The following is a 21,486-nucleotide window of genomic DNA, read 5'->3' on the forward strand; positions in this document are numbered from 1 at the left end:
CCCATCACTAAAGTGACGGGTATCCAGCCCATGACATATCAATGAAAGGAAATGCAAATGACTGAACAAGAGTATTATGATTTAACGATTATCGGGGGAGGTCCCGTCGGAATGTTTGCGGCAACCTATGCACGCATGCGTCTTGCCAGAACACAGATCATCGAAAGCCTGGACTCGCTCGGAGGACAGGTCAGTGCACTTTTTCCATCAAAGAAAATCTACGATATTCCCGGATTCGAAGGAATCACCGGTGCAGAACTGATTGCGCGCCTGGAAAAGCAAACGATGACTTTTTCTCCTGACATCTTCCTTGGCGAAACCGTCAGGAATTTTGAAAAAACAGATCTCGGCTTCAAAATTGAAACAACGAAACGTATCACTTACTCAAAGGCCATCATTATCGCAGCTGGAGTCGGGGCTTTTGAGCCTCGCCGACTTGCAGCCGAAAACGCTTCTGATTTTGAAAATAAAAACGTTCATTATTTCGTTAAGGATCCTCAGTCTTTTGCAAGAAAAGACGTTGCAATCGCAGGTGGCGGCGACTCTGCCGTTGACTGGGCCCTGGAACTCGAACACGTCGCAAGGAGCGTTCATATCATCCACCGACGCGATCAGTTCCGCGCAATGGAAGGAAACGTCGAAAAACTTCGGCAAAGTTCAGTTTCAATTCATACTCCGTACACTGTCGCCTCTCTTTACGAACTCGAAGGTGACAGGCTTGGCCTGACGCTGAAGAAAGCCAGATCAGACGAAGAAGAGCAATTGGCAGTCGATGATCTGATTGTTAATTACGGTTTCGTTTCAGATGCAAGGATTCTGACATCATGGGGACTTGAAATGAATCGAAAGACGCTCGTCGTCGATGAAAATCAGCAGACTTCGATTCCAGGGGTATACGCAATCGGTGACATCGCGTCCCGTCCCGGAAAAATCAATCTGATTGCTACAGGATTTGGCGAAGCTCCAAATGCCGTCAACAATGCCTTGGTTCACATTTATCCTGAAAAGAAACAGCCGACGCACAGCACCCAGCTGATTAAAAATTTTGAATCCCTTGATAATTAAGGTAAATTTATCGTAAGCTTTTCGCCAATGTTCCCGATATTGCTTGCTTTAACGCAAAATTGTTTGTAAACTAATGTAAGCGTTCGGTAAATGCAGTATACTCTGCATTTATCAGCGTATATAATTCGTATATAGCACAAAGGAGAAAAAAGTGGCTTATTTAATAGATTTTGTTTTGCATATCGATTCACATCTTGTAACCATCGTCAACACGTTTGGCAATTGGACGTACTTGATTTTATTTGCCATCATCTTCATTGAGACAGGGGCTGTGATCATGCCGTTTCTTCCTGGTGACTCATTGCTTTTCGCCGCATGCGCAATGGCAGCAAACCCCAATTACAACCTTAACATCTGGATCTTTGTAATTTTGTTTTTGCTTGCCCCGTTTCTTGGCGATTCGCTCAATTTCTTCATCGGACACAAAGTCGGCAAATCATTGACAAAGAACTCGTTTTTCGGTCGTTTCATTAAGGAGGATCATTTGAAGAAAACGGAAGCATTCTTTGAAAAACACGGCGGAATGGCCATCTCACTGGCACGTTTCATGCCGATCATCCGCACGATGTCGCCGTTTGTCTTCGGAGGTTCCGGCGGAAGGTACCGGACTTTTCTGCCATACTGCCTTGTTGGCGTGGTTGCCTGGGTTACGCTTTGCTGCGGGGCGGGATACTTCTTCGGAAACTTCCCTGTCGTAAAACAGCACTTCTCGCTGATTATCGTCGGAATTATCGTTGTTTCCCTGATTCCTGCCCTGGTTGGCGCATTGAAGGCAAAATTCGGCAAGCATGATGACGCTGAAAACTGATCTTTAAATGACTGCATAATCTCCTAATCAAACATACGAGGTTATGAACATGAAATTTAAGTTGACGCCGCTCGAGAAAAAATGGATCCTGTATGATGTCGGAAACTCTGCATTTGCCATGCTGACGGCAACGATTCTGCCGATTTACTTCAATTATCTTGCCAGACAAGCCGGGCTTTCTTCAGTCGATTATCTGGCGTACTGGGGATATGCCGTTTCAATCTGCACGCTGCTCGTCGCCGTTACGGGTCCGATTCTGGGTGCAGTCGCCGATATCAGGGGATTGAAGAAGAAACTTTTTAAATTCTGCCTTTTGATCGGAGTCTTCGGTTGTGCGGTGCTCGGTTTCGTTCCGTCATGGTTTTTCTTTTTAGTCATCTTCATCCTGACAAATACAGGGTATTCAGCCAGTCTTATCTTTTATGATGCCATGCTGACCGACGTGACTAAGCCAAAGCGCATGGATACCGTTTCTTCCCAAGGCTTTGCCTGGGGATACATTGGAAGCTGCATTCCCTTTACGATCGGACTGTCATTCGTTTTGTCCGCTTCAAAATCAGGCATTTCGTTTCAGACGGCCATGACGCTTGCATTTGTCATCACTGCTTTCTGGTGGCTTTTGACGACCCTTCCGCTGTTAAAAGCGTATCAGCAGCGTTACTACGTTGAAAAAACGGAAAAAATGGTCTTGAACAGCTTAAAGCGCCTGACAAACACGATCAAAGACGTTTGCCGCAATAAAAAAGTATTCACGTTCCTTTTGGCATATTTCTTCTATATCGACGGAGTCTTTACGGTCATCGATATGGCAACCGCTTATGGACAAGCGCTCGGTCTTGACAGCAGCGGACTTTTGCTGGCGTTGCTCGTCACTCAGATCGTTGCCTTCCCGTCAGTGCTGATTTTAAACGAACTGGCTAAAAAGATTTCTTCAACGACGATCATTACGATTTGCATCATCGCTTATCTCGGAATTTCCCTTTACGCCTACATGATGAAAACGCAGCTTGACTTTTGGCTTCTGGCAATTGCCGTCGGAATGTTTCAAGGATCCATCCAGGCCCTTTCACGCTCCTACTTCGGCAAAATCATCCCGGCTGAAAAATCAGGCGAATATTTCGGACTTTATGATATTTTCGGCAAAGGTGCCTCAATTCTCGGAACGATTATCGTTTCGCTTGTCAGCCAGTTGACCGGAAATCTCAACTTAAGCGTCAGTGCCCTTTCAATCCTGTTTATAATCGGATTGTTTCTGTTCAGAAAAGCAGTCAGACTCAATCAGGAAAAATCCGAGTTCGGTCGGACGACGAACGTCTGAGACACAAAAAAGCCCTTGCCAAAAACGGCAAGGGCTTTTTTCAATGTCTGATCTCCCATTTTCCGCGTGCAAAAAGAATTCCCTGAAAAATGACAAATAGTATTATGAATAAAATAAAGCACGCCATGAAAAACTCAGCGGGCAATGCCAGAATAATCGGATCCGTTGACGGGTCAAACATCCAATCGGAGTTTCTGAACAATATCTCATGAAACTTGACGAAAAAATCTTCAAAATCAGTCACCAGAAAGATTCCTAATACAGACATGATGACGAAACACCACCTGATCGGGTTGATCAAACGCCACGTCTGCCCTTTCCTGACAAGTTCTCTGACGTAGAGTGCCGCAAAGGGAACCGTCAGGAGGCAAACCGCATAATCAAGCAGAAATAATATCTTGCAATCGGCAAAGTGCTTCATCCCGCTTTGAGACATCGGAATCGAAAGCTGCAAATGACTGACCCACGGAAAGTTAAGGTAATTCAGAAGCGTTCCATATTCGGAAAACAGTTGCTTTTTTGACAAGCCTACCTCCTGATACAGATGATAGCGATTGACAAAAAAGGCATACAACGGCCGAAAATTGATGGTAATCGCAATGCTTAGCGAAACGATTGCCAAGAGCAGCACTGCATTTTTCAAATGAAATTTTACTCTACTTTCCATTCATCCAAGGACCCCAGTTCAATCGTCGGTGCAATCTCCTGCTTTCTGACAAGCTCGCGGGTTGAAACGCCGGTATAAACCAGCATCGTATCAATTCCGAAGTTGATGCCGGCCTTGATGTCCGTCATATAATTGTCGCCGACCATGACAACCTCATCTTTTGGAAGTCCCAGACGTTCCAATGCCTTTTCCATGATGATCGTTTCCGGTTTTCCGATGTAGGTTGCCTTTTGCTGCGTTGAGCATTCAACCAGGGCAATCACGGAACCTGCCCCGGGAACAAGGCCGCGTTCATTTGGCAGATTGGTGTCGGCATTCGTGCCGATGAACTTTGCCCCACGCTTGATTGCAAGGGTTGCCAATTCAAATTTATGATAGGTGACATCGTAATCAAGACCGACGACAACATAATCAGGATTTGTTTCTTCAAAGCGGAACCCCTTATCCAGAATAGCCTGCTTTAATCCCACTTCTCCAATCACGTAAACGCTGCGCTTGTCCTTGTCAAGATCAGCAATGTAATCAGCCGTCGCCAAAGCTGAAGTATAGACGTTTTCTTCTTTCACGTGAATGTCAAAATTATCTGCAAGGTTTTCAACAACCTTGACTGGTGCCTGCGTACTGTTGTTTGTAACGAACAAAAACGGAATATCATGTTCCTGCAGACGCTCGATGAAACGTTTTGCTGCAGGAATCTTATCTTTTCCGCGATAAATCGTTCCGTCCAAATCAATCATGTAGCCAGCATACTTCTTCATTCAAATCAACCTCTTAATTCTTAATCTTTCTGTCTGATTGTAAAATGGCGGCTGCGCGAGTTCTTGCCCACGGTCCTTGCCTTCATTTTGTTTTTCTTGTCACTGTTGCGATTAGGCTTCCTGCTGTGAACCGCATAGACCTTTTCCTCGTAAACATTGTTCTGATGCTGTCGTTTGCGTCTGCGCTGCTTTGCGTTGCCGCGGTTCCTGCGCCGGTCCTCCTTGGGAACGGGAGCAGGCTTTTGAACGTCAAGATTATGCAAAACGAAATAGGCACAGCCAAAATTGCAGTTTTCATAGAGATAGTCCATCAGGCGATCAATGTTCTGTGAAGGTGTCCCCTTTTTGCTTCCTGATTCATAAAAACCACGCAGTCTGAGCTGGTCGTATCCCCAGTCGCCAACGATATAGTCATATTTGGTCAGAATTTGGCTGAAACGCTCTTTCAGCTTGTCTGTTCTAAAGCCGTCCCGATAATTTTTGACCAAAACGTACGGATGTCCGTCTATCAGCATTTGAGTGTCGCTTTGCATCACGATTTCGCTTGCATATTCGGCTAATTTTTCAGCCTTCTTCATCAGCTGATCTTCGCGGCGTTCGCGTTTGCTGCTATTCAAGAAAATTCCTCCCGTTCCAAAATAGTATCACTTAATTATACCACACGAGCATATCTATCTCTTCCCAAAATCTTCTCTCTTTGCCTCAAGCATCTTCAAGATCTCCGTTTCCGAAAAGGGCTGCCCGAATGGTCGCTCGCCAATGAGATAATCTGATTCAGGCGAGTCAATTCCAACGTTCAGACACGTCGACAAGTTGACGGCACTTCGATGAATGTGTCCGTGAAGATTTATACGGTTCCCCTTGTTTCCAACAATCAGCGGGTAATGGGTCAAAAAGAACTGTTTTCTGTCAAATTTCAAAATCAGACCAACATCGTTGAACAGATATTTTTTACGCCCGTCTTCCAGTGTTTCGTTGTGCTTTTCAAGGTACTTGAACATTGCGCGCGAATCGTGATTTCCCTTGACGAAAATAATTTGACCGTTAAGTTTCTTAAGCAGTCGGTCAACTTTTCCATATTCCCTGGTTTTCCCTTCAACCAGTGCAATGTCGCCCAGATGATAGACCGCATCTTTGTCGCAAACAACGTTGTTCCATGCATCTTCGATCTGCTCGTTCATTTCCTCAACGCACAGGAAGTCCCTGTTTGAAAATATTCGATCATGAATCAGGCTTTGATGAAAGAAGTGCGTGTCAGCAGTAAAATAGTTCATAAATCCTCCGTAAAATCCAGTGCTCTGCATTTAAAAGCGGGCCTGAAATCCGCTTCCAGGCCCGCATAAAATCATAACTTCTTATTTTCCTGAATCACCGTAGTTCTTAAGTACGCGAGCGCTTGGATCGTCAACGTCGCAGTTTTCCCAATTCCTGTTTGGCATCCAGTAATCCTTGATCCAGGCTGCCTGGCCGGGATAGTATTCTTCAAAAATGTCGCGATAAAGCAATGATTCCTTCGTAAACGGTGTCTTATAAGGATATTTCTTCTTTGCCTGTTCCAAGTCCTCATCCGAATACAGCTCTTCGGCATACTCCTTCAAATCATCAACCATGCTGTGACCGACAGCATCACTGAAGGCAGCCTTTTCACGGAACAGGATTTCTTCCGGAAGATAGTCCTGACCGTCAAAGGCATGACGCAAAAGATATTTGCCTTTGCCATAGACATTCATCTTTTTCGCCGGATCAATGCTCATCGCATACTGAACGAAGTCGGTGTCGGCAAACGGAACGCGACCTTCAAGCGAATTTGATGAAATGCAGCGGTCCGCACGCAGGACGTCATACATGTAGAGCTCGCGGACGCGCTTTTGGGACTCCTGCTGGAACTCTGCAGGAGACGGTGCAAAATCGGTATATTTGTAACCGAACATTTCATCAGAACATTCACCGGTCAGAATGACTTTCAAATCCGTGTTCTGATGAATGTACTCGCAGACAATGTACATTCCGAGCGAAGCACGAATCGTCGTAATGTCCCACGTTTCAAGCTTTCTTATAACTTCCTTCAGATGTCCGAGAACGTCTTCCCTTGTCATGATGACTTCCGTATGATCCGTTCCCAGATAATCAGCAACTTCCCTTGCATATTTTAAATCAATCGGATTTCTGTCCATCCCGATTGCAAAAGTTTTGATTGGCTTGTCCATAATCCTTTGCGCAATCGAGCAGACCAATGCCGAATCCAGCCCGCCGGAAAGCAAAAAACCGATAGGGGCATCGCTTTGAAGTCGCTTGTCGACAGCTTCAACCAGCTTTTCGCGCAAGTTGACCCCGATCAGATCCACGTCATCTTCGACATATTGCTTAACATCGCCCAAATCGTTGTAACGAACGATTTTTTCTCCGTCATAATAGCATCCCGGAGGAAACGGCTTGATATCGTGGCAAACCGGCACAAGAGCCTTGGCAACTGAGGCAAAGGCAACTTTTCCTTTCCCGGTATAACCGTAGAACATCGGACGAATCCCCATCGGATCACGCCCGGCAAGCATTTTGCCGGTATTTCCGTCCTTGATTGCAAAGGCAAATTCGCCGTCAAGCATCTTGCACATGATGTCCAGACCATATTTTTGATATAACGGCAACAGCACTTCGCAGTCGCTGTGACTCTGACATTCATAGTCATCTGCCAGATTTTCCTTCAAGGCAGGATAATTGTAGATTTCGCCATTGCAGACCAGTGTGCAGTTATTATTATTGAATGGCTGCATCCCCTTTTCTGATAAATCCATAATGGACAATCGATTGAAGCCAAAGACCGCTCCGTTTGCTTCCTGCGTTCTGGTCATGTCAGGACCACGATCGTCCAATTCATGTAAAGCTTTGTCAAAGATCGCCATTGGGTATTCACTGGAATCAATGCTCAAAAAACCACACATAATTAACTTCCTCCTTCTTGAAAAAATATCTTTATCCGCTAACTATGAATCATTCTTCTAATTCTATAAATCATTTTTAATAGTTAGTGGTTTTATTTTACCACATTTCATGTCATTATTGAACGACTAATTAAATTCGGATTAAAAATTCACAGAAATTACTCAAAAAAAGCCAGGACCATTAATCCTGACTATGACAAAAAATATTTTATTTTCCTTCAACCACACGCTGATGATGCTTTCTGATCAAAATCAGTGCGACAAACCAGGCGATTGATGCAACCAAGGCAATCAGCGTTGTTTTTTCAAGACACATGACAACGCACACGAATGCCAGAAATGCCAGAACCAAATAATCAGACAGCGGATAAAACGGCATCTTGAAGTTCGTTTCAGAACCTTTTCCGGTTTCCTTCAAACTCTTCTTGTATTTTAAATGCGCAACGACGATTGCTCCCCAGATGAACAGGAAGCACGTTGTTGCAACACTTGAAATAAACTGGAAAAGAGCCGTATTCGGAACAACGAAGTTCGCCAGCACCGCAATTGCGATTACCAAAGTTGAAAACTTGATTGCATTTGCCGGAACCTGTCTTCTCGAAAGAGTGCTCATCTTTTTCTCAAATTTGGAACTTCCCTTATACGTCAATGAAAACATCATCCGTCCCGTACTGAAAATCGAGCTGTTGCATGCCGATGCGGCTGCCGTCAAAACGACAAAATTGATGATACCTGCTGCTGCAGTGATTCCGACATTTTCAAATACCTGCACGAACGGACTTTGGGAAATCGTAATCGACTTCCATGGATAAATCGACATCAATGCAAGCAAGGATCCAACGTAGAAAATGATGATTCTGAGCGGAATTTCATTGATTGCCTTGGGAATGATTTTTCTTGGATTCTCTGTCTCGGAGGCAGTCACGCCAATCATCTCAATCCCGATGAAGCCAAATGTAACCATCTGAAACGACATGATGAATCCCTTGATTCCCTTGGGAAAAAGCCCACCGTAATCAACCAGGTTAGTCAGCGAAGCATGCCCCTGCGGCGTCTTGAAACCAATTGCCACTAATACTATTCCGACCAGAATCAGCGCAACAATCGCAACGATTTTAATCAGTGCAAACCAAAATTCCGTCTCGCCGAACAAAGCAACAGTAATCAGGTTCGCAAAAAGCAGTACCACCAGGATAATGAATCCGGGGAGCCACTGCGGAACGCTTGGAAACCAGTATTTGACATACAGCCCGCTTGCAGTAAGATCAGCCATCGCAATCGTTACCCAGCAGATCCAATACGTCCATCCCGTGACAAAGCCCACGTCTTCGCCAAGATAGCGGGCGATGAAATCAATGAACGAATGCGTATTGAGATCCGAAAGCAGCAGTTCTCCCATCGCGCGCATCAGCAAAAAGCAGATTACTCCCGTAATCAAATATGCCAGAACAATCGAAGGTCCCGCTGAGTGTATCGACTTGCCGGATCCAAGAAAAAGTCCGGTCCCGATTGTTCCGCCCAGTGCGATCAGCTGAACGTGCCGCGATTTCAATCCACGTGAATATTTGTCTTTTTCAGCCATTCCTAATTCTCCAATCAAAAACTGAATGATACGTCTATTCAGTATAGAGCAAATTCTGGCTTTAGTAAAATTCAACTTATTCACTTATTCATGAATACAATTCACGCCGGAGCCTAATCAGAAGTTCCTTTCCTTCCAGACAGCAACTTCCGCCATGAATTCTTCAAAATTCTTCTTGTCCTTGACGAGCGGAAATTCGCCTAACAAGACCGGATCTGCCTGCCTGCTTCCGGCCCCCTTCTTTTGCAGAACCAAGACAGCCTTCTCAGACTTTTTCGATGCAAACATCGCTCCCGGCAGATTAATCAGGCTTTGCAAATATCCGTTTTTCTGGATAAATTTCAGCAGGGGAAGTGACTCTTCTGATTCAAACATGGAAGACGGAATCAAAAACATCCCGATTCCTCCTTCCTTCAAATTGTCAAATGCCTGTTCAATCAAAAGAAAATGGACGAATGAGTGACCTTCTTCTGCATGCGTTTCATACCCCCTGGCGCGCTCATCAAGCGGATACCAGCCGACGGGCAGATCGCTCACAATCACGTCTGCCTGAGGAATCAGAATCTTATCCAGGGCATCCTGATGATAAAGATTCAAATCAAGGTCACAAAGCTGAGATTCAATGCTTGCAATCGTCAGCAAGGTGTCATCGTTGTCTATGCCGAATCCACGGACGTTTCTGAAACCGTTATTCTTCAACGCATTGATGACGACTGCCGCCAGATTCCCCGTACCGATGCAGGGATCCAAAAAGACCGTTTCATCTTTCTGGTCATAAACCTGCTGCAGCAGATAAGCCATTAAAAAGCCGATTGAATCAGGCGTCATCTGATGATTGGCCTGAATCCTTTCCTTGCGGTATGCCGCAAGCAGACTGAGCTGCAGCAATAGTCTGCGGTCTTCCGTGCTGATTTCATCCAGATGAACGGCACGATAAATCTCAGCCAGCTTTGAAGCCGTCGTTTCATCAGGAATGCCGTCTTCGACATGGACTTTTCCGTCATTCAGGAGATTGTCAAAATTTTCAATCAAAGCATCCAGGTAATCGTCTTTCAGTTGTTCCTGCAGCAATTCGCAGGCTTCGTTCATCAAATCGTATTGTCTTTCAATATCAGCCAGTGCCAAAATTCATTCCCTCGTTCCTTCAAACATAGTTTCTCACTCGATACAGTTTAACTATTTGAAGTCCAAAATGCAACCGAAACTACTTCCCGGAGTTTGTAAAACGCTTCGGCACGTTGAATTGATACGTCTTTCCGTTCTTCAGCTCCACTGTAAGTTTCAGATAATTCCGACTGACGGTTCCGGCATTGAAACGGAAAATCTGCTTATGCCCTATCTCGTTTACCAAAGCCATTTTAGCCATTGCCCTTGCTTCATAATAGCCTGCCTGTTCCTGATAATCATGAATATGTTCCCGGTAAATCGTTGTCTTGATGCAAAAAATACTTGCTATCAAGACAAACAGGATCAGCGCGGTCGCAAAAAACGTTCCGTCAATCCGTCGACTTCGTTTCATCACCAAAATCCTTCCTGTCCCTCGGGCATTTTGTCGGAAGCATCAGTACGTGTCTGAACACGGTTCCGTCTTTCGTGGTCAAAGTAAGTACAGGCCACTTTCCCTTTGAGGCATCCGTTTTGAAATTTTCAACATCATACATCAAAGGCATTTTGCCTGAAGACTCGCCATAAGCTTCCATTACCAGTGCGTTTCTTAATGAATAATGTTCAAGATCATAGTACTTTTTTGTCTTGGAGCTATAGTACATCACATGCCATCTTTCCTGCGAATCCTGCAGCAGAGATTCCGTCAAGTCAAGCTGATCAGAGTAAAGAACATTCAAAACCCTGGAATACTGAAAACGCTCGGTCAGCTTTTTTTCGTCCAGCTGCAGCCGACAGGCCCGCATCACTCCGGACAGCAGGACAATCCCGGAAAACGTCACCAACAGTGCCATCACCGTTTCAATCATCGTGAATGCTGTCTTTTTTCTCCAGGACAAGCATCCTGTCATCCGCCTTGATTTTCTTGAAGTCACAATCATCCGCCCCTCCGCAGTCGTAATGATACAAATAGCGCGATTCCAGGCGATTACTTTGTTTAAGCAAGGAAAGCGCCGTCTGCATTTCTTCATATGCCTTGTTTTCCTGCCTGATGCTTGTTGACTGACAGTAGCAAAAAAGCCAGACGCACATTGCCGTAACGCTCAGTCCAAACAAGGCATCAATCATCAGGAATCCTTCTTTTTTCATCTGCTTTTTTGCGAGATCCGGTTTTTCATCTGGAAACCACTCGCTATCCCTTTCTCAATTTTCAATCAATTTCTGTCTCTTACGGGCGTAATTCGATATTGTGCACCAAATCCGAGCTGAAGCGTCAGCCGGTACGAAGTCCTTGTCAAGCTGGAAGAAAAACGCACAGTTGCCGGCGTAAGCGAGCCTTTGTCAGAAATGCCACACACTACATTTTTTGATTCGTCAAAGCTGATTGTTTCCGGCAATTTTACGATTACGCGCTGTGATTTTGACATTTGACCACATGAAAACACGATTCGTTGTGGCTCGTCAACCATAAAGCTGATCTGACCGGAAGTTCCCCTGACGGAAGCTTTCATTGCCACGTAAGAAAAGCCGTTCCTTAATTCTTCATAGAAAATTTTTTCCTGATGCCGCTCAACCGTCTGCTTTTGAGGAAAAATTCCGATTGCAATGACCATTGCCGCAATCAAAAGCACCAGACATGATTCAATTAAAGTAAAACCGGCTTTTTTCATTTACTTTCGCTTTTTCTATAGGTTTCCGGCTCTAAATGCTTGGCCTGCATTTTTTCAGCCTGCTTTTCTGTCAGATATCCATCATTTTCAAGCATCTTAACGTTGACTGTTTCAATTGCGACGTTCTTGTCGTCGGCATAAAGCTGAGCCTGCGAATTAAGCTCGGTCTGAAGCGCTTCGGCATTGACCTTGTCAGCGTGCGTTCTCTGATTTGAAAGATTCGGAACAATCAGCAGAATCAACAGGCTTATGATAAAAAGAACCACTGCCATTTCAATCAACGTAAAGGCAGACTTATTCCTGCTCTGATTTTTCTTAATCATCAATACATTCCCCCCAAACTGGAATACAGCGGTAAAAGCATCGCCAGATAACACCCGATGATAATGAGTGCAATCACAAGAAACAAAATCGGCTGAACAAGCGATATCAGACCGTCAATCCGGCGGACGAGCTTCTTGTAGGCTGCTTCCGAATAGACCAGAAGACTGGTGCTGAGTTCATCCCTTGTTTCGCCGGAAGCAAATAAGGTGCTCAATTCCCTTGGCATGAACGGATAGGATGAGACAATCTCATTCAGCGACTTGCCCTGATTCAGGAAAAGATCGATCTGCTCTCCCAGCTGATAAAGCAGCGTCTTTTCTTCAAACTGTCGCAGCAAGTCGCAGATTTCCCTGAAATCAAGACCGCTTTGAAAAAACATCCCTAAGTTAAATGACAGGTAGTAGTAGCAGTATTGCCGGTAAATTCTGCCGAACAAAGGAAGTTCGCAATACCAGTGGTGTCTTGTCAGGGCCTTTTGTCTGCTCCACCAACAGACTTCCCTTGCCAAATATGCGACCAGAATCAACGTCAATGCCAGAATCCCCCATTTTAAAAGGGGTTGCCAATCAAGACCCGCATCGTTTCCGCCTGCTTCAAATTGTTTTAATTCAGGCATTAAAAACAACTTCATGCACGCAAAGACTGCTGCCAGGAAGCCGAACAGAATCGTCGGATAAAGCAGAACCCCCCGCAGACGGTCCTGTTGTTCCACCCTGCGTTCAAGACATGCCCCGAGCTGCCTGATGCTTTTCTCGACGTCACCGTGTTTTTCAGCGATTGACAACTGAAAATATGCCGAAACGTCAATCTTGTCCTTCAAAGCCTCTGACAATGCAGAACCTTCGGCAAGCTTTGATTCAACAAGTCTGATATCATCCTTTCCCTTTTCAGCCATCATGCCGAGACATTTCAGACACTGCTGCATTGAAAAGCCGGAAGACAGCATGTCTCCCAGAAATCTAAAGAAAGCTGCCTGCTCTTTTGCCCGCCAACGTTTAGCCTTGTAAAAACCTGACTGCCGTTTCTTCTGAAATTTCACCGGTTTCGACACAGATTCCAAGTCGTTTCCCCCATTCCTTCGTCATTTGCCGATTTCTGCCTGAATTCTCGCGAATGCTTTCTTCAAGCTCATCAATATCCAAAAAATCAAACAATACGCTTGAGCCGCCGTTTTCCCTCGGAATCAATCTCTGATAGCTGGCCAGACGCATGGTCTGTTCCAATTCTTCCGAACTGATCCCGAGATTTATCATTCGCTGCCAAATGCCGTAAACACTCGCCGCATGCACGGTACTCAGCACGAGATGCCCGCTTAATGCAGCGTTGACAGCCGTTTTGGCAGTCAGTCCGTCCCTGATTTCGCCGATGATGAAAACATCCGGATGATGTCTCAACGCCACTTTCAGCAGATCGCTGTAAGACATCCCGGCTTTTTCGTTGACCTGAACCTGCAGGAAATGCGGTTCGGAAATTTCAACCGGATCTTCGATGCACATTATCTGCTTATCGGTCATCTTTCTTGCGAGCTCATACATGGTCGTTGTCTTCCCGCTTCCCATCGGACCGGAAAACAGAATCAGCCCTCTTTTCCGACATGAAGCAGACAGCCTGTCCCACTGATCTGTAAAAAAGCAGTTTTTTTCTTCCTGCAGTTCATCCTGATAAATCAGGCGCATGACCAGTGACTCCCTGTTTAAGAAATCACCCACCGTCGATAAACGGCAGTAAACCGGCCGACCATTATGTTCAAGTTTCCAGGATCCGAGCTGAGGTCTTCTTTGTTCGGCAAGCGACATGTCGGCTCTGTATTTTAAAAATCCGATCCATTGACCTGCCCGTCCGAAATCAAATTCGTCATAGGCTTCAAACCTGCCGGCAACGCAGAACTTGACGAGATAACTGTTTTCCTGCGGCAAAAAGCTGATGTCGCTGGCCTTTTTGTCCATTGCATCTGTTAAAATCTTCTGAAGCACGCCATCCATGTTCCTCCCCCCTTCTAATAAATAAAGACGCAGACCATCGGTGAATTTTTGCAAAAAAAGACCAGGAAACAAAAACTGTCTCCTGGTCGGTAATTATTTCAATGCATCCTCAACTGCTTTTCTTGACGGAATTGAAGGAATCGCACCCAGTTTTTGAACGGCTAAGGATGAAGCCCTGCTTGCAAAGACGATTGCTTCTTCAATATTTGAAAAATCCTTCTTAAGCTGCGACGAAAGAGCCCCGAGGAACGTGTCGCCTGCGGCCGTTGTATCAATCGCCCGGACTTTAAATGCCGAAACGAATCCCTCTTTTTCACCGACTCGATAAAATGCGCCCTTTGATCCCAGCGTGATAATCACGTTTTTTGCGCCCAGTTCCTGGAGCTTGACGGCAGCTTCGTGCTGCGAAGCCGGATTATCAACGTGAACGCCGGTCAAAATCTCAGCCTCGGTTTCGTTTGGAGTAATCAGATCCGTATGCTGCAGAAGCCTTTGCGGAACCTGTCTGGCCGGAGCGGGATTGAGAATCGTCACGACCCCGGATTCCTTAGCCATCTCAAATGCCCTGGCAGCAGGCAGAAGCGGCGTTTCGAACTGAGTCACCAGAAAATCGGCCGAACAGATGACTTCACGCGCATTTTCAATGTCTTCGTCAGAAATCGTCTGATTGGCGCCGCCGTAAATCAAGATGCTGTTTTCTCCCGAATCCTGCAGCAGAATGAAGGCCTGCCCGGTTCCTTCGCTTGAAGTTCCGACGTATTCAGTTGAAACGTTGCTTTCGTTCAGCAGCCCCAGCATCATTTTTCCGTTTTCATCGTCTCCGATTTTGCCGATAAATGCAGTGGATGCTCCGCAACGTGAAGCCGCAATCGCCTGATTTGCGCCCTTTCCTCCGCCGGCATTGTTTTTGTCAGACATCGGCATAGTTTCGCCGGGCTTGGGCAGACGGGCAATTCTCAAGATCGTGTCGACATTCAGACTTCCCAAAACCGTAACGTTATTCACCATCTTAATTCCTCCGTTAATGTTAAAACCTTTTACTAGCATATAACATTTTGCGTTATTTGGCAAAGGAGCATTTGCGTACCTGAGTACCTGAGAGCTGCTTCAAACAAAAAAGCCGAGGAAAACCTCGACTTTCAATTATTTCCATTAATTAGTCTTCATCCGGGAATTCGGCAGAAGTGAAGACTTCAGAAACGTCGTCCTCATCTTCAAGACGATCGATCAGACGTTGAAGCTGTTCAACCTTGTCTGCCGGAACGGGTACCGTATTTTGCGGCACCATCGTGATTTCAGCTGTATCAAGATCATACTTGTCCTGAAGTTCGTTGCGAACGTCTTCGAATGCCTGCGGATCCGTATAGATTTCAAAGACTTCTTCTGAAGCCTGGAGATCATCGGCACCGGCATTGAGAGCATCTTCGAGCATTGAATCTTCGTCGACGTCAAGGTCTTCGCGAGCGATTGCGATATAGCCCTTGCGATCAAACATGAATGCAACGGAGCCCGTTTCGCCGAGATTTCCGCCGTTGCGGTTGAAGTCTGCACGAACTGCAGAAGCGGTACGGTTGCGATTGTCCGTCAAGGCGTGTACCAGAATGGCAACCCCTGCAGGACCATATCCTTCATAAGTAATTTCTTCGTAGTTTGCGCCGTTTGCACCAGTTGCCTTGTCCAGGGCACGCTTGATGTTGTCCTTTGGCATGTTGGCGGCACGGGCCTTATCCATAACTAAGCGCAACTGCGGATTAGCGTCTGGGTCAGGACCGCCACTCTTTGCCGCCATGTATATGTCTCGTGATAACTTTTGGAAAATCTTTCCACGTTTTGCATCTTGGGCGTTTTTACGGCCTTGGATGTTATGCCATTTTGAATGTCCTGACATTTGTAATACCTCTTTCCGAATATATTAAATGGTGCCTGTGCACCAAAGTAATCTTACCAAATCATCATCATTGGTGCAACTCAATTCTCTCTTCTTTTGAACCACCTGTATATGAGTCCGCATAGAATGCAGAGCAGAATGCCGCACAAGGCCCCTGTTCCGTCAAGCATCACGTCCTGGAAAAGCGGCGTTCTGTCACCGGTAAGCATTTGATGAAATTCATCAGTTGCCGCATATCCGAGAGAAGCAAGCACGCACAGAAATGCTGCCAGCCACTTTATGTTCATGCGGTCCTTAATCCCCAGATAAAGAAAACTCCCTAATAGAAAGTACGTTCCAAAATGCGCTCCCTTTCTGATGAAGAATTCAAGAAACTTATAATAGCCGACTGCCTGAATGCTGATTTCAGAACCGGCATAATCGAGCGAAAAACGTTCCAGAAAAGCTTCAAAAGGCTTTCCTGTCAGATACTTCTCCAAAAACGGCACGGAAGTCTGCTGATGATAGGTCATTGATGATGAAATGAACAGAATCAGCATCATGACGAATGCAAGAATGATGAACACGTCTTGTCTTTGCAATTTAACTTTCATTACTTTCACCGTTCAAAAACAAGACTGGAAGAACTTCCAGTCTTGAACTCGTTTATCAATTACTTCGTTGATGCGCGTTTGATGAAGCCATAAGGAAGCTCGACCGTCTTTTGCGCTCCTTCGTCTTCCTCGTTGTTCATCATCTTCGTCAAAAGACGCATGGAAACGGCACCGATATCATAAAGTGGCTGCGTAATCGATGAAAGCTGCGGACGAACGATTTCCGTAAGCTTGGAATTGTTGCTCGTAACGACTTCAAATTCTTCGGGAACCTTGACGCCTGCATCCTTTGCGCCGTTCAAAACGCCGCAGGCAAGTTCGTCGTCACCGACAAAGGCAGCCGTTACGTTCGCGGAAGAAAGCGCCGGCCACAGAACTTCACCGGAACGATAGCTGCTGTCCGTTTCAAAGACAAGCTCTTCATCGAATTCAATGCCGTTTGCCTTCAGAACGTTCTTGTAACCTTTGAGACGGTATTCGCCGTTGATTGGTTCATCAAGCGGGCCAGAAATAAATGCAATCCGCTTGTTGCCGTGATTTACGAGATCGTTGACCGCCTCTTCAACTGCCGCAACGTAGTCGATATGAACGCTTTCGACTTCTTCCTTGGGGTCGACCGAACCGGCAAGAACAATCGGTGTCTTTGAACGCGCAAACTGAGTGCGGAGCTCATCAGTCAGATTGTTGCCCATGAAGATAATGCCGTCGACCTGCTTTGCAAGCAGAGTGTTGAGCATTTGAATCTCCTTTTGCTCATTGCCGTCAGAGTTTGCAAGAATAATATTGTACTTGTACATTGCGGCAACGTCATCGATGCCTCGGGCAAGAGAAGAGAAATAAACGTTCGTCACGTCGGGGATGATCACGCCGACCGTCGTCGTCTTCTTGCTTGCCAGGCCTCGGGCAACAGCATTCGGACGATAATCCAGACGATCGATTACTTCAAGAACTTTTTTGCGGGTTGCCGGCTTGACGTTGGGATTTCCGTTAACGACACGTGAAACTGTTGCCATCGAAACGGCCGCTTCGCGGGCAACATCATAAATTGTAATTGTTTGCTTTTCCATGGGGAGCCCTTTCTTTAAATATATTTTCATACATGTTTTCAGTCTAACGATATTTAATTTAACAGAGTTCTGTTATAATTGCAAGCGTTTCAAAGATATTTTTCATAAGTTTTCATTATATTTTCACTTAGTTTTTCTGAAATCGGACACACGATGTTTCAAACTGATCATTCAAGTCCAGGCACTGTATTTTTCTGAAAAAATCCACGCAAAAAGTCCGTGACTGGCGCCTTGAAGAAAGCCACCTGTGCTATAATTAGGTTGTTTCTATTTAAATTTCAAGGGAGCGATTTTATGTCACACATCACAACTGTTCAAAATTGGTTGGCAAAAAACAACTATGATATCGCTTATGTCAGCGACTGGAAGAACGTCGAATATTTTTCGGGCTTTTCAAGCGACCCGATTGAACGTGTTTTGGCGCTGTTTATTTTCCCGGATAAGGATCCGTTCATCTTTGCTCCGGCACTTGAAGTCGGATCCGTTAAAAAAGCCGGCTGGAAGTACCCGGTTTACGGCTACCTGGATCATGAAGATCCGTTCGCCCTTATCAGGGGACATATCGAAGACCTCGGCAAGAATCCGAAGAAATGGGCAATTGAAAAGAGCAATCTGACCGTTGCGCGCTACGAAGCGATCAAGACGCAGTTTAATGAAGCAGAATTCGTCGGCGATCTGTCTCCGCTGATCGAACGCGAAAAGCTCATCAAGACGCCTGACGAAATCAAAAAGCTGCACGTTGCCGGTGACTGGGCCGACAAGGCATTTGAAGCCGGTTTTGCCGCACTTTCGACCAAACGCACGGAACAGCAGGTCGTTGCTGAAATCGAGTATGCAATGATGAAAGCCGGCATCATGCATATGAGTTTTGATACAATCGTTCAAAGCGGCGCAAATGCTGCCGACCCTCACGGAGCTCCGCTGAAGGATCTGATCAAGCCGAACGAGCTTTGCCTGTTTGACCTTGGCGTCGTTTCCGAAGGATATATGTCAGACGCTTCAAGAACCGTTGCCTTTGGTAAAATCGACGATCGTTCAAGGGAAATTTATGACGTCTGCCTGGAAGCTCAGCTTGCCGCACAGGATGCCGCCAAGCCGGGCATTACTGCTGCCGAACTGGACAAGGTCGCACGCGACGTCATCGACAAGGCCGGCTACGGTCAGTACTTCATTCACCGCCTGGGTCACGGCATCGGCCAAAGCGACCACGAATTTCCGTCAATCATGGAAGGAAACGATCTCGTCCTGGAACCGGGAATGTGCTTCTCGATTGAACCCGGCATTTACGTTCCAGGATTTTCAGGCGTTCGAATCGAAGACTGCGTCCATATCACGGACACCGGCTGCGATCCGTTTACGCATACATCCAAGGAACTGCGCGTCATTGAACTTGACTAGTGTAAAAAAGAGTCTGGAGAAATTCTCCAGGCTCTTTTTTCAGTCCTTGTCGTGCGGATAGAAGGTTATCGTCGCATTTTCATCGCCGGCCTTTTTAGCCTCGCCAAATGCAGAGTCCGTATTGCCGTTGATGATGATGTCGTCGTTCCAGTCATCTTCCGGCTCGTCATATCTGCCTTCAGCGTCTTCCGCTTCAACGTCGGCCAGATCCTTAAAATTCCTGCCGGTTTCTTCAAGATGATCCTTCAGGTCCCTTGTGGCCTGTTTCAGTGATTCAAGCGCATCATCGACTGATTTGCTGTCGCCTGCGTACTTTCTGGTCTTTTCGACGATTCGATCCTTCAAACCGCCAAGATCATTTTCCTTGATGAATTCGCGTGCGTAGTAGTCATACTTGAGAGCCTTGTCGCGCCCGTCCAAAATGATCTCATCGACTTTCATTGCAATCTTTTCACGCTGTTCCTCGGTCAGTTTCTTGGAAACCATGAAGCAGGCGCCTGCAACCGCACCGAGTCCAAGCAGCATTTTCTTACCCATATTAATCGCTCCTATTCCGAATTAATCTTTGTTGAGGTGACGGGAAGCAAAGCCTAACACCGTTTTGCCCATTTTAAATGCAGTGGCTACTTTGCCGGCACCGGATGCCGATTCAGAAATTTTCTCCGCCGTTCTTCTCGTGGCCTGATTGAGATCAGCAATGCTCTCGCTTAATTCTGCCGCAGTCTGAAAAAGCGGATCAAGTTTTCTGGACTTTGAATTTACATCTTCCATCAACGTGTTCGTCTTGTCCATGATACTGTCGACATTGTTGGCAAGCTTGTCAACGTCCTGCGTCAAAAGTTCAACTGTCCTGTTCATTTCCTTTACAGTCTGAACCAGGTGCGCCAGCACGCGACACATGAAAACAACTAAAACGGCAAATGCAATTGCGGCAATCAAACCCGCTATCTGCCCGAATGTAATCGCCATCACAAACCCTCCTTAACATTTCTTATGTCTTTAGAATATCATTCATTTGTCAAAACTTCAATTTATTTGGGTCCTGCTTAGGTTTAACTTAATTATTTTCTGATATAATGGCTAATGAACTAACTTGAAATGAGGTGCACATGATGTTTTCGTTTCTGGCAGACATTAAACTTACGAATTCTGCTGCTAAAAACACGCATATTCTGACAGACTATATTGAACACTTTGACTGGAACAAGATGATTTCAAGCTTTCTTTCAACTGTCTTCTCCCTTGCCGTGATTTCGATCCTGTTCTTCCTGATTCATGCAGTCGGCAAAAAGCTGATCAAACGAAGCTTTGCCGGAGCCCGTGCCAAAAGCAGCACGATTTCTCAAGGAAGAATCGAAACGATTTATACGCTCAGTCAAAATATCTTCCACTACTGCGTTTTATTTTTTTACCTGTACGCCATCTTGTCCATCTTCGGCGTTCCGGTCAGCACGCTTCTTGCCAGTGCCGGAATCGTCAGCGTTGCCCTGGGGCTTGGTGCCCAGGGACTCGTCAGTGATGTCGTCACCGGGTTTTTCATTTTGCTTGAACAGCAGTATTCAGTCGGCGACGATGTCAAAATCGGCACGATCGAAGGAACGGTTTCCGCAATCGGACTCAGAACGACCCAGATTATCGGCTATGACGGAACACTTCACTTCATCCCGAACAGAAGCATCACGATTGTCAGCAACATGTCCCGCAATGACATGCGCGTTCTGGTTGACATTCGGCTTGATCCTTCAAAGGACGTGGACGAAATGAAGAAAATCATTGCGGATGCAAACGAAGAACTCGTTCCGACACTGGAAGACCTGACTAAAATGCCGCAAATTCTCGGAACCGTCGACCTCGGCTCCGGCGATCTTGTCCTGCGCGTCGTCGCATATGCCAAGAACGGTGCCCAGTATGCCATCTCACGCACACTGCGCGACCGCTATCTTGACGATTTGAAGGAACATGGCTTCAATATCCCAACGTCGCCGCTTTCCTTGACAAAATAGCTTTTCTGATAAAAGCTCTGCCTCAATTGCCCCCGAGGCCGGGAAAAAACTTCTTTTTCACATTTGAATTAAACGGAATGCCGAACAGATGAGGGTGCAGGCCGCCTGATTTTGTCCGGCATTCTTTCGGTTTTGAGACATGAAAACCTTATTTTTAAATGCAGTGCTGAGAATCGCCTGCCCAGTCAGGGCGACAAGGCAGGATTATGGAATCAGGCAAGGTGTGAAGACCAGCCGCTTAACAAGGCGGTAGATAAGGAGGGGTGCGAGCGATCAGCGAAAGCGCAGTCGCGATGCGGCACGAACTTATCATGAGCCTT

Annotated in this window: 25 protein-coding genes; 5 read left to right on the top strand and 20 right to left on the bottom strand. The window is 46.0% G+C overall.

Features of this window, described 5'->3' with window-relative positions; translation table 11 throughout:
- The first annotated feature begins 57 nt into the window (after window positions 1-57).
- From V7Z60_RS03425 to V7Z60_RS03435, 3 genes are all read left to right on the top strand, one after another.
- Window positions 58-1,065 (top strand): NAD(P)/FAD-dependent oxidoreductase, encoded by a 1,008-nt coding sequence (locus V7Z60_RS03425; protein ID WP_334116339.1) that lies wholly within the window; start codon window positions 58-60, stop codon window positions 1,063-1,065.
- A 151-nt stretch (window positions 1,066-1,216) separates the two neighbouring features.
- Complete coding sequence (locus V7Z60_RS03430; protein ID WP_334116341.1) at window positions 1,217-1,873, top strand: VTT domain-containing protein; 657 nt, start codon at window positions 1,217-1,219, stop codon at window positions 1,871-1,873.
- Between the two features lie 49 nt (window positions 1,874-1,922).
- The gene (locus V7Z60_RS03435) at window positions 1,923-3,191 is read left to right on the top strand and encodes an MFS transporter (protein WP_334116343.1); all 1,269 of its coding nucleotides are present in this window, start codon (window positions 1,923-1,925) and stop codon (window positions 3,189-3,191) included.
- A 40-nt stretch (window positions 3,192-3,231) separates the two neighbouring features.
- Here V7Z60_RS03435 and V7Z60_RS03440 read toward each other — a convergent pair whose 3' ends face one another.
- The 18 genes from V7Z60_RS03440 to ccpA all read right to left on the bottom strand — a co-directional run bounded on the left by V7Z60_RS03440 (window position 3,232) and on the right by ccpA (window position 17,765).
- A complete protein-coding gene (locus V7Z60_RS03440) occupies window positions 3,232-3,858 on the bottom strand; it encodes a TIGR01906 family membrane protein (RefSeq protein ID WP_334116344.1) in 627 nt (208 codons plus the stop codon).
- Complete coding sequence (locus V7Z60_RS03445) at window positions 3,843-4,616, bottom strand: TIGR01457 family HAD-type hydrolase (RefSeq protein WP_334116345.1); 774 nt, start codon at window positions 4,614-4,616, stop codon at window positions 3,843-3,845. Before V7Z60_RS03445 ends, V7Z60_RS03440 begins: the two co-directional genes overlap by 16 nt.
- A gap of 20 nt (window positions 4,617-4,636) precedes the next feature.
- A complete protein-coding gene (locus V7Z60_RS03450) occupies window positions 4,637-5,233 on the bottom strand; it encodes a YutD family protein (protein WP_334116347.1) in 597 nt (198 codons plus the stop codon).
- 54 nt (window positions 5,234-5,287) lie between these two features.
- A complete protein-coding gene (locus V7Z60_RS03455; protein WP_334116349.1) occupies window positions 5,288-5,890 on the bottom strand; it encodes a metallophosphoesterase in 603 nt (200 codons plus the stop codon).
- A gap of 81 nt (window positions 5,891-5,971) precedes the next feature.
- Window positions 5,972-7,555, bottom strand: coding sequence for an asparagine synthase B (gene asnB, locus V7Z60_RS03460; RefSeq protein ID WP_334116351.1), 1,584 nt, complete (start codon window positions 7,553-7,555; stop codon window positions 5,972-5,974).
- A gap of 208 nt (window positions 7,556-7,763) precedes the next feature.
- On the bottom strand, window positions 7,764-9,137 hold the full coding sequence (locus tag V7Z60_RS03465; protein WP_334116352.1) for an amino acid permease: 1,374 nt from the start codon (window positions 9,135-9,137) through the stop codon (window positions 7,764-7,766).
- Between the two features lie 117 nt (window positions 9,138-9,254).
- On the bottom strand, window positions 9,255-10,262 hold the full coding sequence (locus tag V7Z60_RS03470; protein ID WP_334116354.1) for a class I SAM-dependent methyltransferase: 1,008 nt from the start codon (window positions 10,260-10,262) through the stop codon (window positions 9,255-9,257).
- Window positions 10,263-10,341: 79 nt separating this feature from the next.
- Window positions 10,342-10,656 (bottom strand): regulatory signaling modulator protein AmpE, encoded by a 315-nt coding sequence (locus V7Z60_RS03475; RefSeq protein WP_334116355.1) that lies wholly within the window; start codon window positions 10,654-10,656, stop codon window positions 10,342-10,344.
- Window positions 10,634-11,140 (bottom strand): hypothetical protein, encoded by a 507-nt coding sequence (locus tag V7Z60_RS03480; protein WP_334116357.1) that lies wholly within the window; start codon window positions 11,138-11,140, stop codon window positions 10,634-10,636. Before V7Z60_RS03480 ends, V7Z60_RS03475 begins: the two co-directional genes overlap by 23 nt.
- Window positions 11,103-11,369, bottom strand: a complete 267-nt coding sequence (locus V7Z60_RS03485) for a hypothetical protein (protein WP_334116359.1) — start codon at window positions 11,367-11,369, stop codon at window positions 11,103-11,105. The genes V7Z60_RS03480 and V7Z60_RS03485 overlap by 38 nt, the downstream gene beginning before the upstream one ends.
- 86 nt (window positions 11,370-11,455) lie before the next feature.
- Window positions 11,456-11,911, bottom strand: coding sequence for a type II secretion system protein (locus V7Z60_RS03490; RefSeq protein WP_334116360.1), 456 nt, complete (start codon window positions 11,909-11,911; stop codon window positions 11,456-11,458).
- Complete coding sequence (locus tag V7Z60_RS03495; protein ID WP_334116362.1) at window positions 11,908-12,234, bottom strand: prepilin-type N-terminal cleavage/methylation domain-containing protein; 327 nt, start codon at window positions 12,232-12,234, stop codon at window positions 11,908-11,910. The genes V7Z60_RS03490 and V7Z60_RS03495 overlap by 4 nt, the downstream gene beginning before the upstream one ends.
- The gene (gene comGB, locus V7Z60_RS03500; RefSeq protein WP_334116378.1) at window positions 12,234-13,286 is read right to left on the bottom strand and encodes a competence type IV pilus assembly protein ComGB; all 1,053 of its coding nucleotides are present in this window, start codon (window positions 13,284-13,286) and stop codon (window positions 12,234-12,236) included. The genes V7Z60_RS03495 and comGB overlap by 1 nt, the downstream gene beginning before the upstream one ends.
- Window positions 13,231-14,217, bottom strand: coding sequence for a competence type IV pilus ATPase ComGA (gene comGA / locus V7Z60_RS03505; RefSeq protein WP_334116363.1), 987 nt, complete (start codon window positions 14,215-14,217; stop codon window positions 13,231-13,233). The genes comGB and comGA overlap by 56 nt, the downstream gene beginning before the upstream one ends.
- A gap of 93 nt (window positions 14,218-14,310) precedes the next feature.
- Window positions 14,311-15,225, bottom strand: a complete 915-nt coding sequence (gene rbsK, locus V7Z60_RS03510; RefSeq protein ID WP_334116365.1) for a ribokinase — start codon at window positions 15,223-15,225, stop codon at window positions 14,311-14,313.
- 148 nt (window positions 15,226-15,373) lie between these two features.
- Window positions 15,374-16,105: a YebC/PmpR family DNA-binding transcriptional regulator gene (locus V7Z60_RS03515; RefSeq protein ID WP_334116367.1), complete on the bottom strand. Its 732-nt coding sequence runs from the start codon at window positions 16,103-16,105 to the stop codon at window positions 15,374-15,376.
- 80 nt (window positions 16,106-16,185) lie between these two features.
- Complete coding sequence (locus V7Z60_RS03520; protein WP_334116369.1) at window positions 16,186-16,698, bottom strand: VanZ family protein; 513 nt, start codon at window positions 16,696-16,698, stop codon at window positions 16,186-16,188.
- Between the two features lie 59 nt (window positions 16,699-16,757).
- A complete protein-coding gene (gene ccpA, locus V7Z60_RS03525; protein ID WP_334116371.1) occupies window positions 16,758-17,765 on the bottom strand; it encodes a catabolite control protein A in 1,008 nt (335 codons plus the stop codon).
- Between the two features lie 294 nt (window positions 17,766-18,059).
- Here ccpA and V7Z60_RS03530 point away from each other — a divergent pair, with 294 nt between their 5' ends.
- Complete coding sequence (locus V7Z60_RS03530) at window positions 18,060-19,163, top strand: M24 family metallopeptidase (RefSeq protein ID WP_334116373.1); 1,104 nt, start codon at window positions 18,060-18,062, stop codon at window positions 19,161-19,163.
- A 39-nt stretch (window positions 19,164-19,202) separates the two neighbouring features.
- Here V7Z60_RS03530 and V7Z60_RS03535 read toward each other — a convergent pair whose 3' ends face one another.
- The gene (locus tag V7Z60_RS03535) at window positions 19,203-19,700 is read right to left on the bottom strand and encodes a hypothetical protein (RefSeq protein ID WP_334116374.1); all 498 of its coding nucleotides are present in this window, start codon (window positions 19,698-19,700) and stop codon (window positions 19,203-19,205) included.
- Window positions 19,701-19,721: 21 nt separating this feature from the next.
- Window positions 19,722-20,132, bottom strand: a complete 411-nt coding sequence (locus tag V7Z60_RS03540; RefSeq protein WP_334116376.1) for a DUF948 domain-containing protein — start codon at window positions 20,130-20,132, stop codon at window positions 19,722-19,724.
- A 143-nt stretch (window positions 20,133-20,275) separates the two neighbouring features.
- On the opposite strand from V7Z60_RS03540, the gene V7Z60_RS03545 reads away from it, so the two are divergent.
- Window positions 20,276-21,166, top strand: a complete 891-nt coding sequence (locus V7Z60_RS03545; protein ID WP_334116380.1) for a mechanosensitive ion channel family protein — start codon at window positions 20,276-20,278, stop codon at window positions 21,164-21,166.
- Window positions 21,167-21,486: the final 320 nt, after the last annotated feature.

Source organism: Ligilactobacillus sp. (assembly GCF_036846325.1).
In the GTDB taxonomy this organism is placed as follows: domain Bacteria; phylum Bacillota; class Bacilli; order Lactobacillales; family Lactobacillaceae; genus Ligilactobacillus.

Bases quoted from the DNA above. Each gene is read 5' to 3' on its own strand.
- V7Z60_RS03425 (WP_334116339.1), top strand. From the start codon at position 58: ATGACTGAACAAGAGTATTATGATTTAACGATTATCGGGGGAGGTCCC.
- V7Z60_RS03435 (WP_334116343.1), top strand. From the start codon at position 1,923: ATGAAATTTAAGTTGACGCCGCTCGAGAAAAAATGGATCCTGTATGAT.
- V7Z60_RS03440 (WP_334116344.1), bottom strand. From the start codon at position 3,858: ATGGAAAGTAGAGTAAAATTTCATTTGAAAAATGCAGTGCTGCTCTTG.
- V7Z60_RS03445 (WP_334116345.1), bottom strand. From the start codon at position 4,616: ATGAAGAAGTATGCTGGCTACATGATTGATTTGGACGGAACGATTTAT.
- V7Z60_RS03455 (WP_334116349.1), bottom strand. From the start codon at position 5,890: ATGAACTATTTTACTGCTGACACGCACTTCTTTCATCAAAGCCTGATT.
- asnB (WP_334116351.1), bottom strand. From the start codon at position 7,555: ATGTGTGGTTTTTTGAGCATTGATTCCAGTGAATACCCAATGGCGATC.
- V7Z60_RS03465 (WP_334116352.1), bottom strand. From the start codon at position 9,137: ATGGCTGAAAAAGACAAATATTCACGTGGATTGAAATCGCGGCACGTT.
- V7Z60_RS03475 (WP_334116355.1), bottom strand. From the start codon at position 10,656: ATGAAACGAAGTCGACGGATTGACGGAACGTTTTTTGCGACCGCGCTG.
- V7Z60_RS03485 (WP_334116359.1), bottom strand. From the start codon at position 11,369: ATGATTGATGCCTTGTTTGGACTGAGCGTTACGGCAATGTGCGTCTGG.
- V7Z60_RS03490 (WP_334116360.1), bottom strand. From the start codon at position 11,911: ATGAAAAAAGCCGGTTTTACTTTAATTGAATCATGTCTGGTGCTTTTG.
- V7Z60_RS03495 (WP_334116362.1), bottom strand. From the start codon at position 12,234: ATGATTAAGAAAAATCAGAGCAGGAATAAGTCTGCCTTTACGTTGATT.
- comGA (WP_334116363.1), bottom strand. From the start codon at position 14,217: ATGGATGGCGTGCTTCAGAAGATTTTAACAGATGCAATGGACAAAAAG.
- rbsK (WP_334116365.1), bottom strand. From the start codon at position 15,225: ATGGTGAATAACGTTACGGTTTTGGGAAGTCTGAATGTCGACACGATC.
- V7Z60_RS03515 (WP_334116367.1), bottom strand. From the start codon at position 16,105: ATGTCAGGACATTCAAAATGGCATAACATCCAAGGCCGTAAAAACGCC.
- V7Z60_RS03520 (WP_334116369.1), bottom strand. From the start codon at position 16,698: ATGAAAGTTAAATTGCAAAGACAAGACGTGTTCATCATTCTTGCATTC.
- ccpA (WP_334116371.1), bottom strand. From the start codon at position 17,765: ATGGAAAAGCAAACAATTACAATTTATGATGTTGCCCGCGAAGCGGCC.
- V7Z60_RS03530 (WP_334116373.1), top strand. From the start codon at position 18,060: ATGTCACACATCACAACTGTTCAAAATTGGTTGGCAAAAAACAACTAT.
- V7Z60_RS03535 (WP_334116374.1), bottom strand. From the start codon at position 19,700: ATGGGTAAGAAAATGCTGCTTGGACTCGGTGCGGTTGCAGGCGCCTGC.
- V7Z60_RS03540 (WP_334116376.1), bottom strand. From the start codon at position 20,132: ATGGCGATTACATTCGGGCAGATAGCGGGTTTGATTGCCGCAATTGCA.
- V7Z60_RS03545 (WP_334116380.1), top strand. From the start codon at position 20,276: ATGTTTTCGTTTCTGGCAGACATTAAACTTACGAATTCTGCTGCTAAA.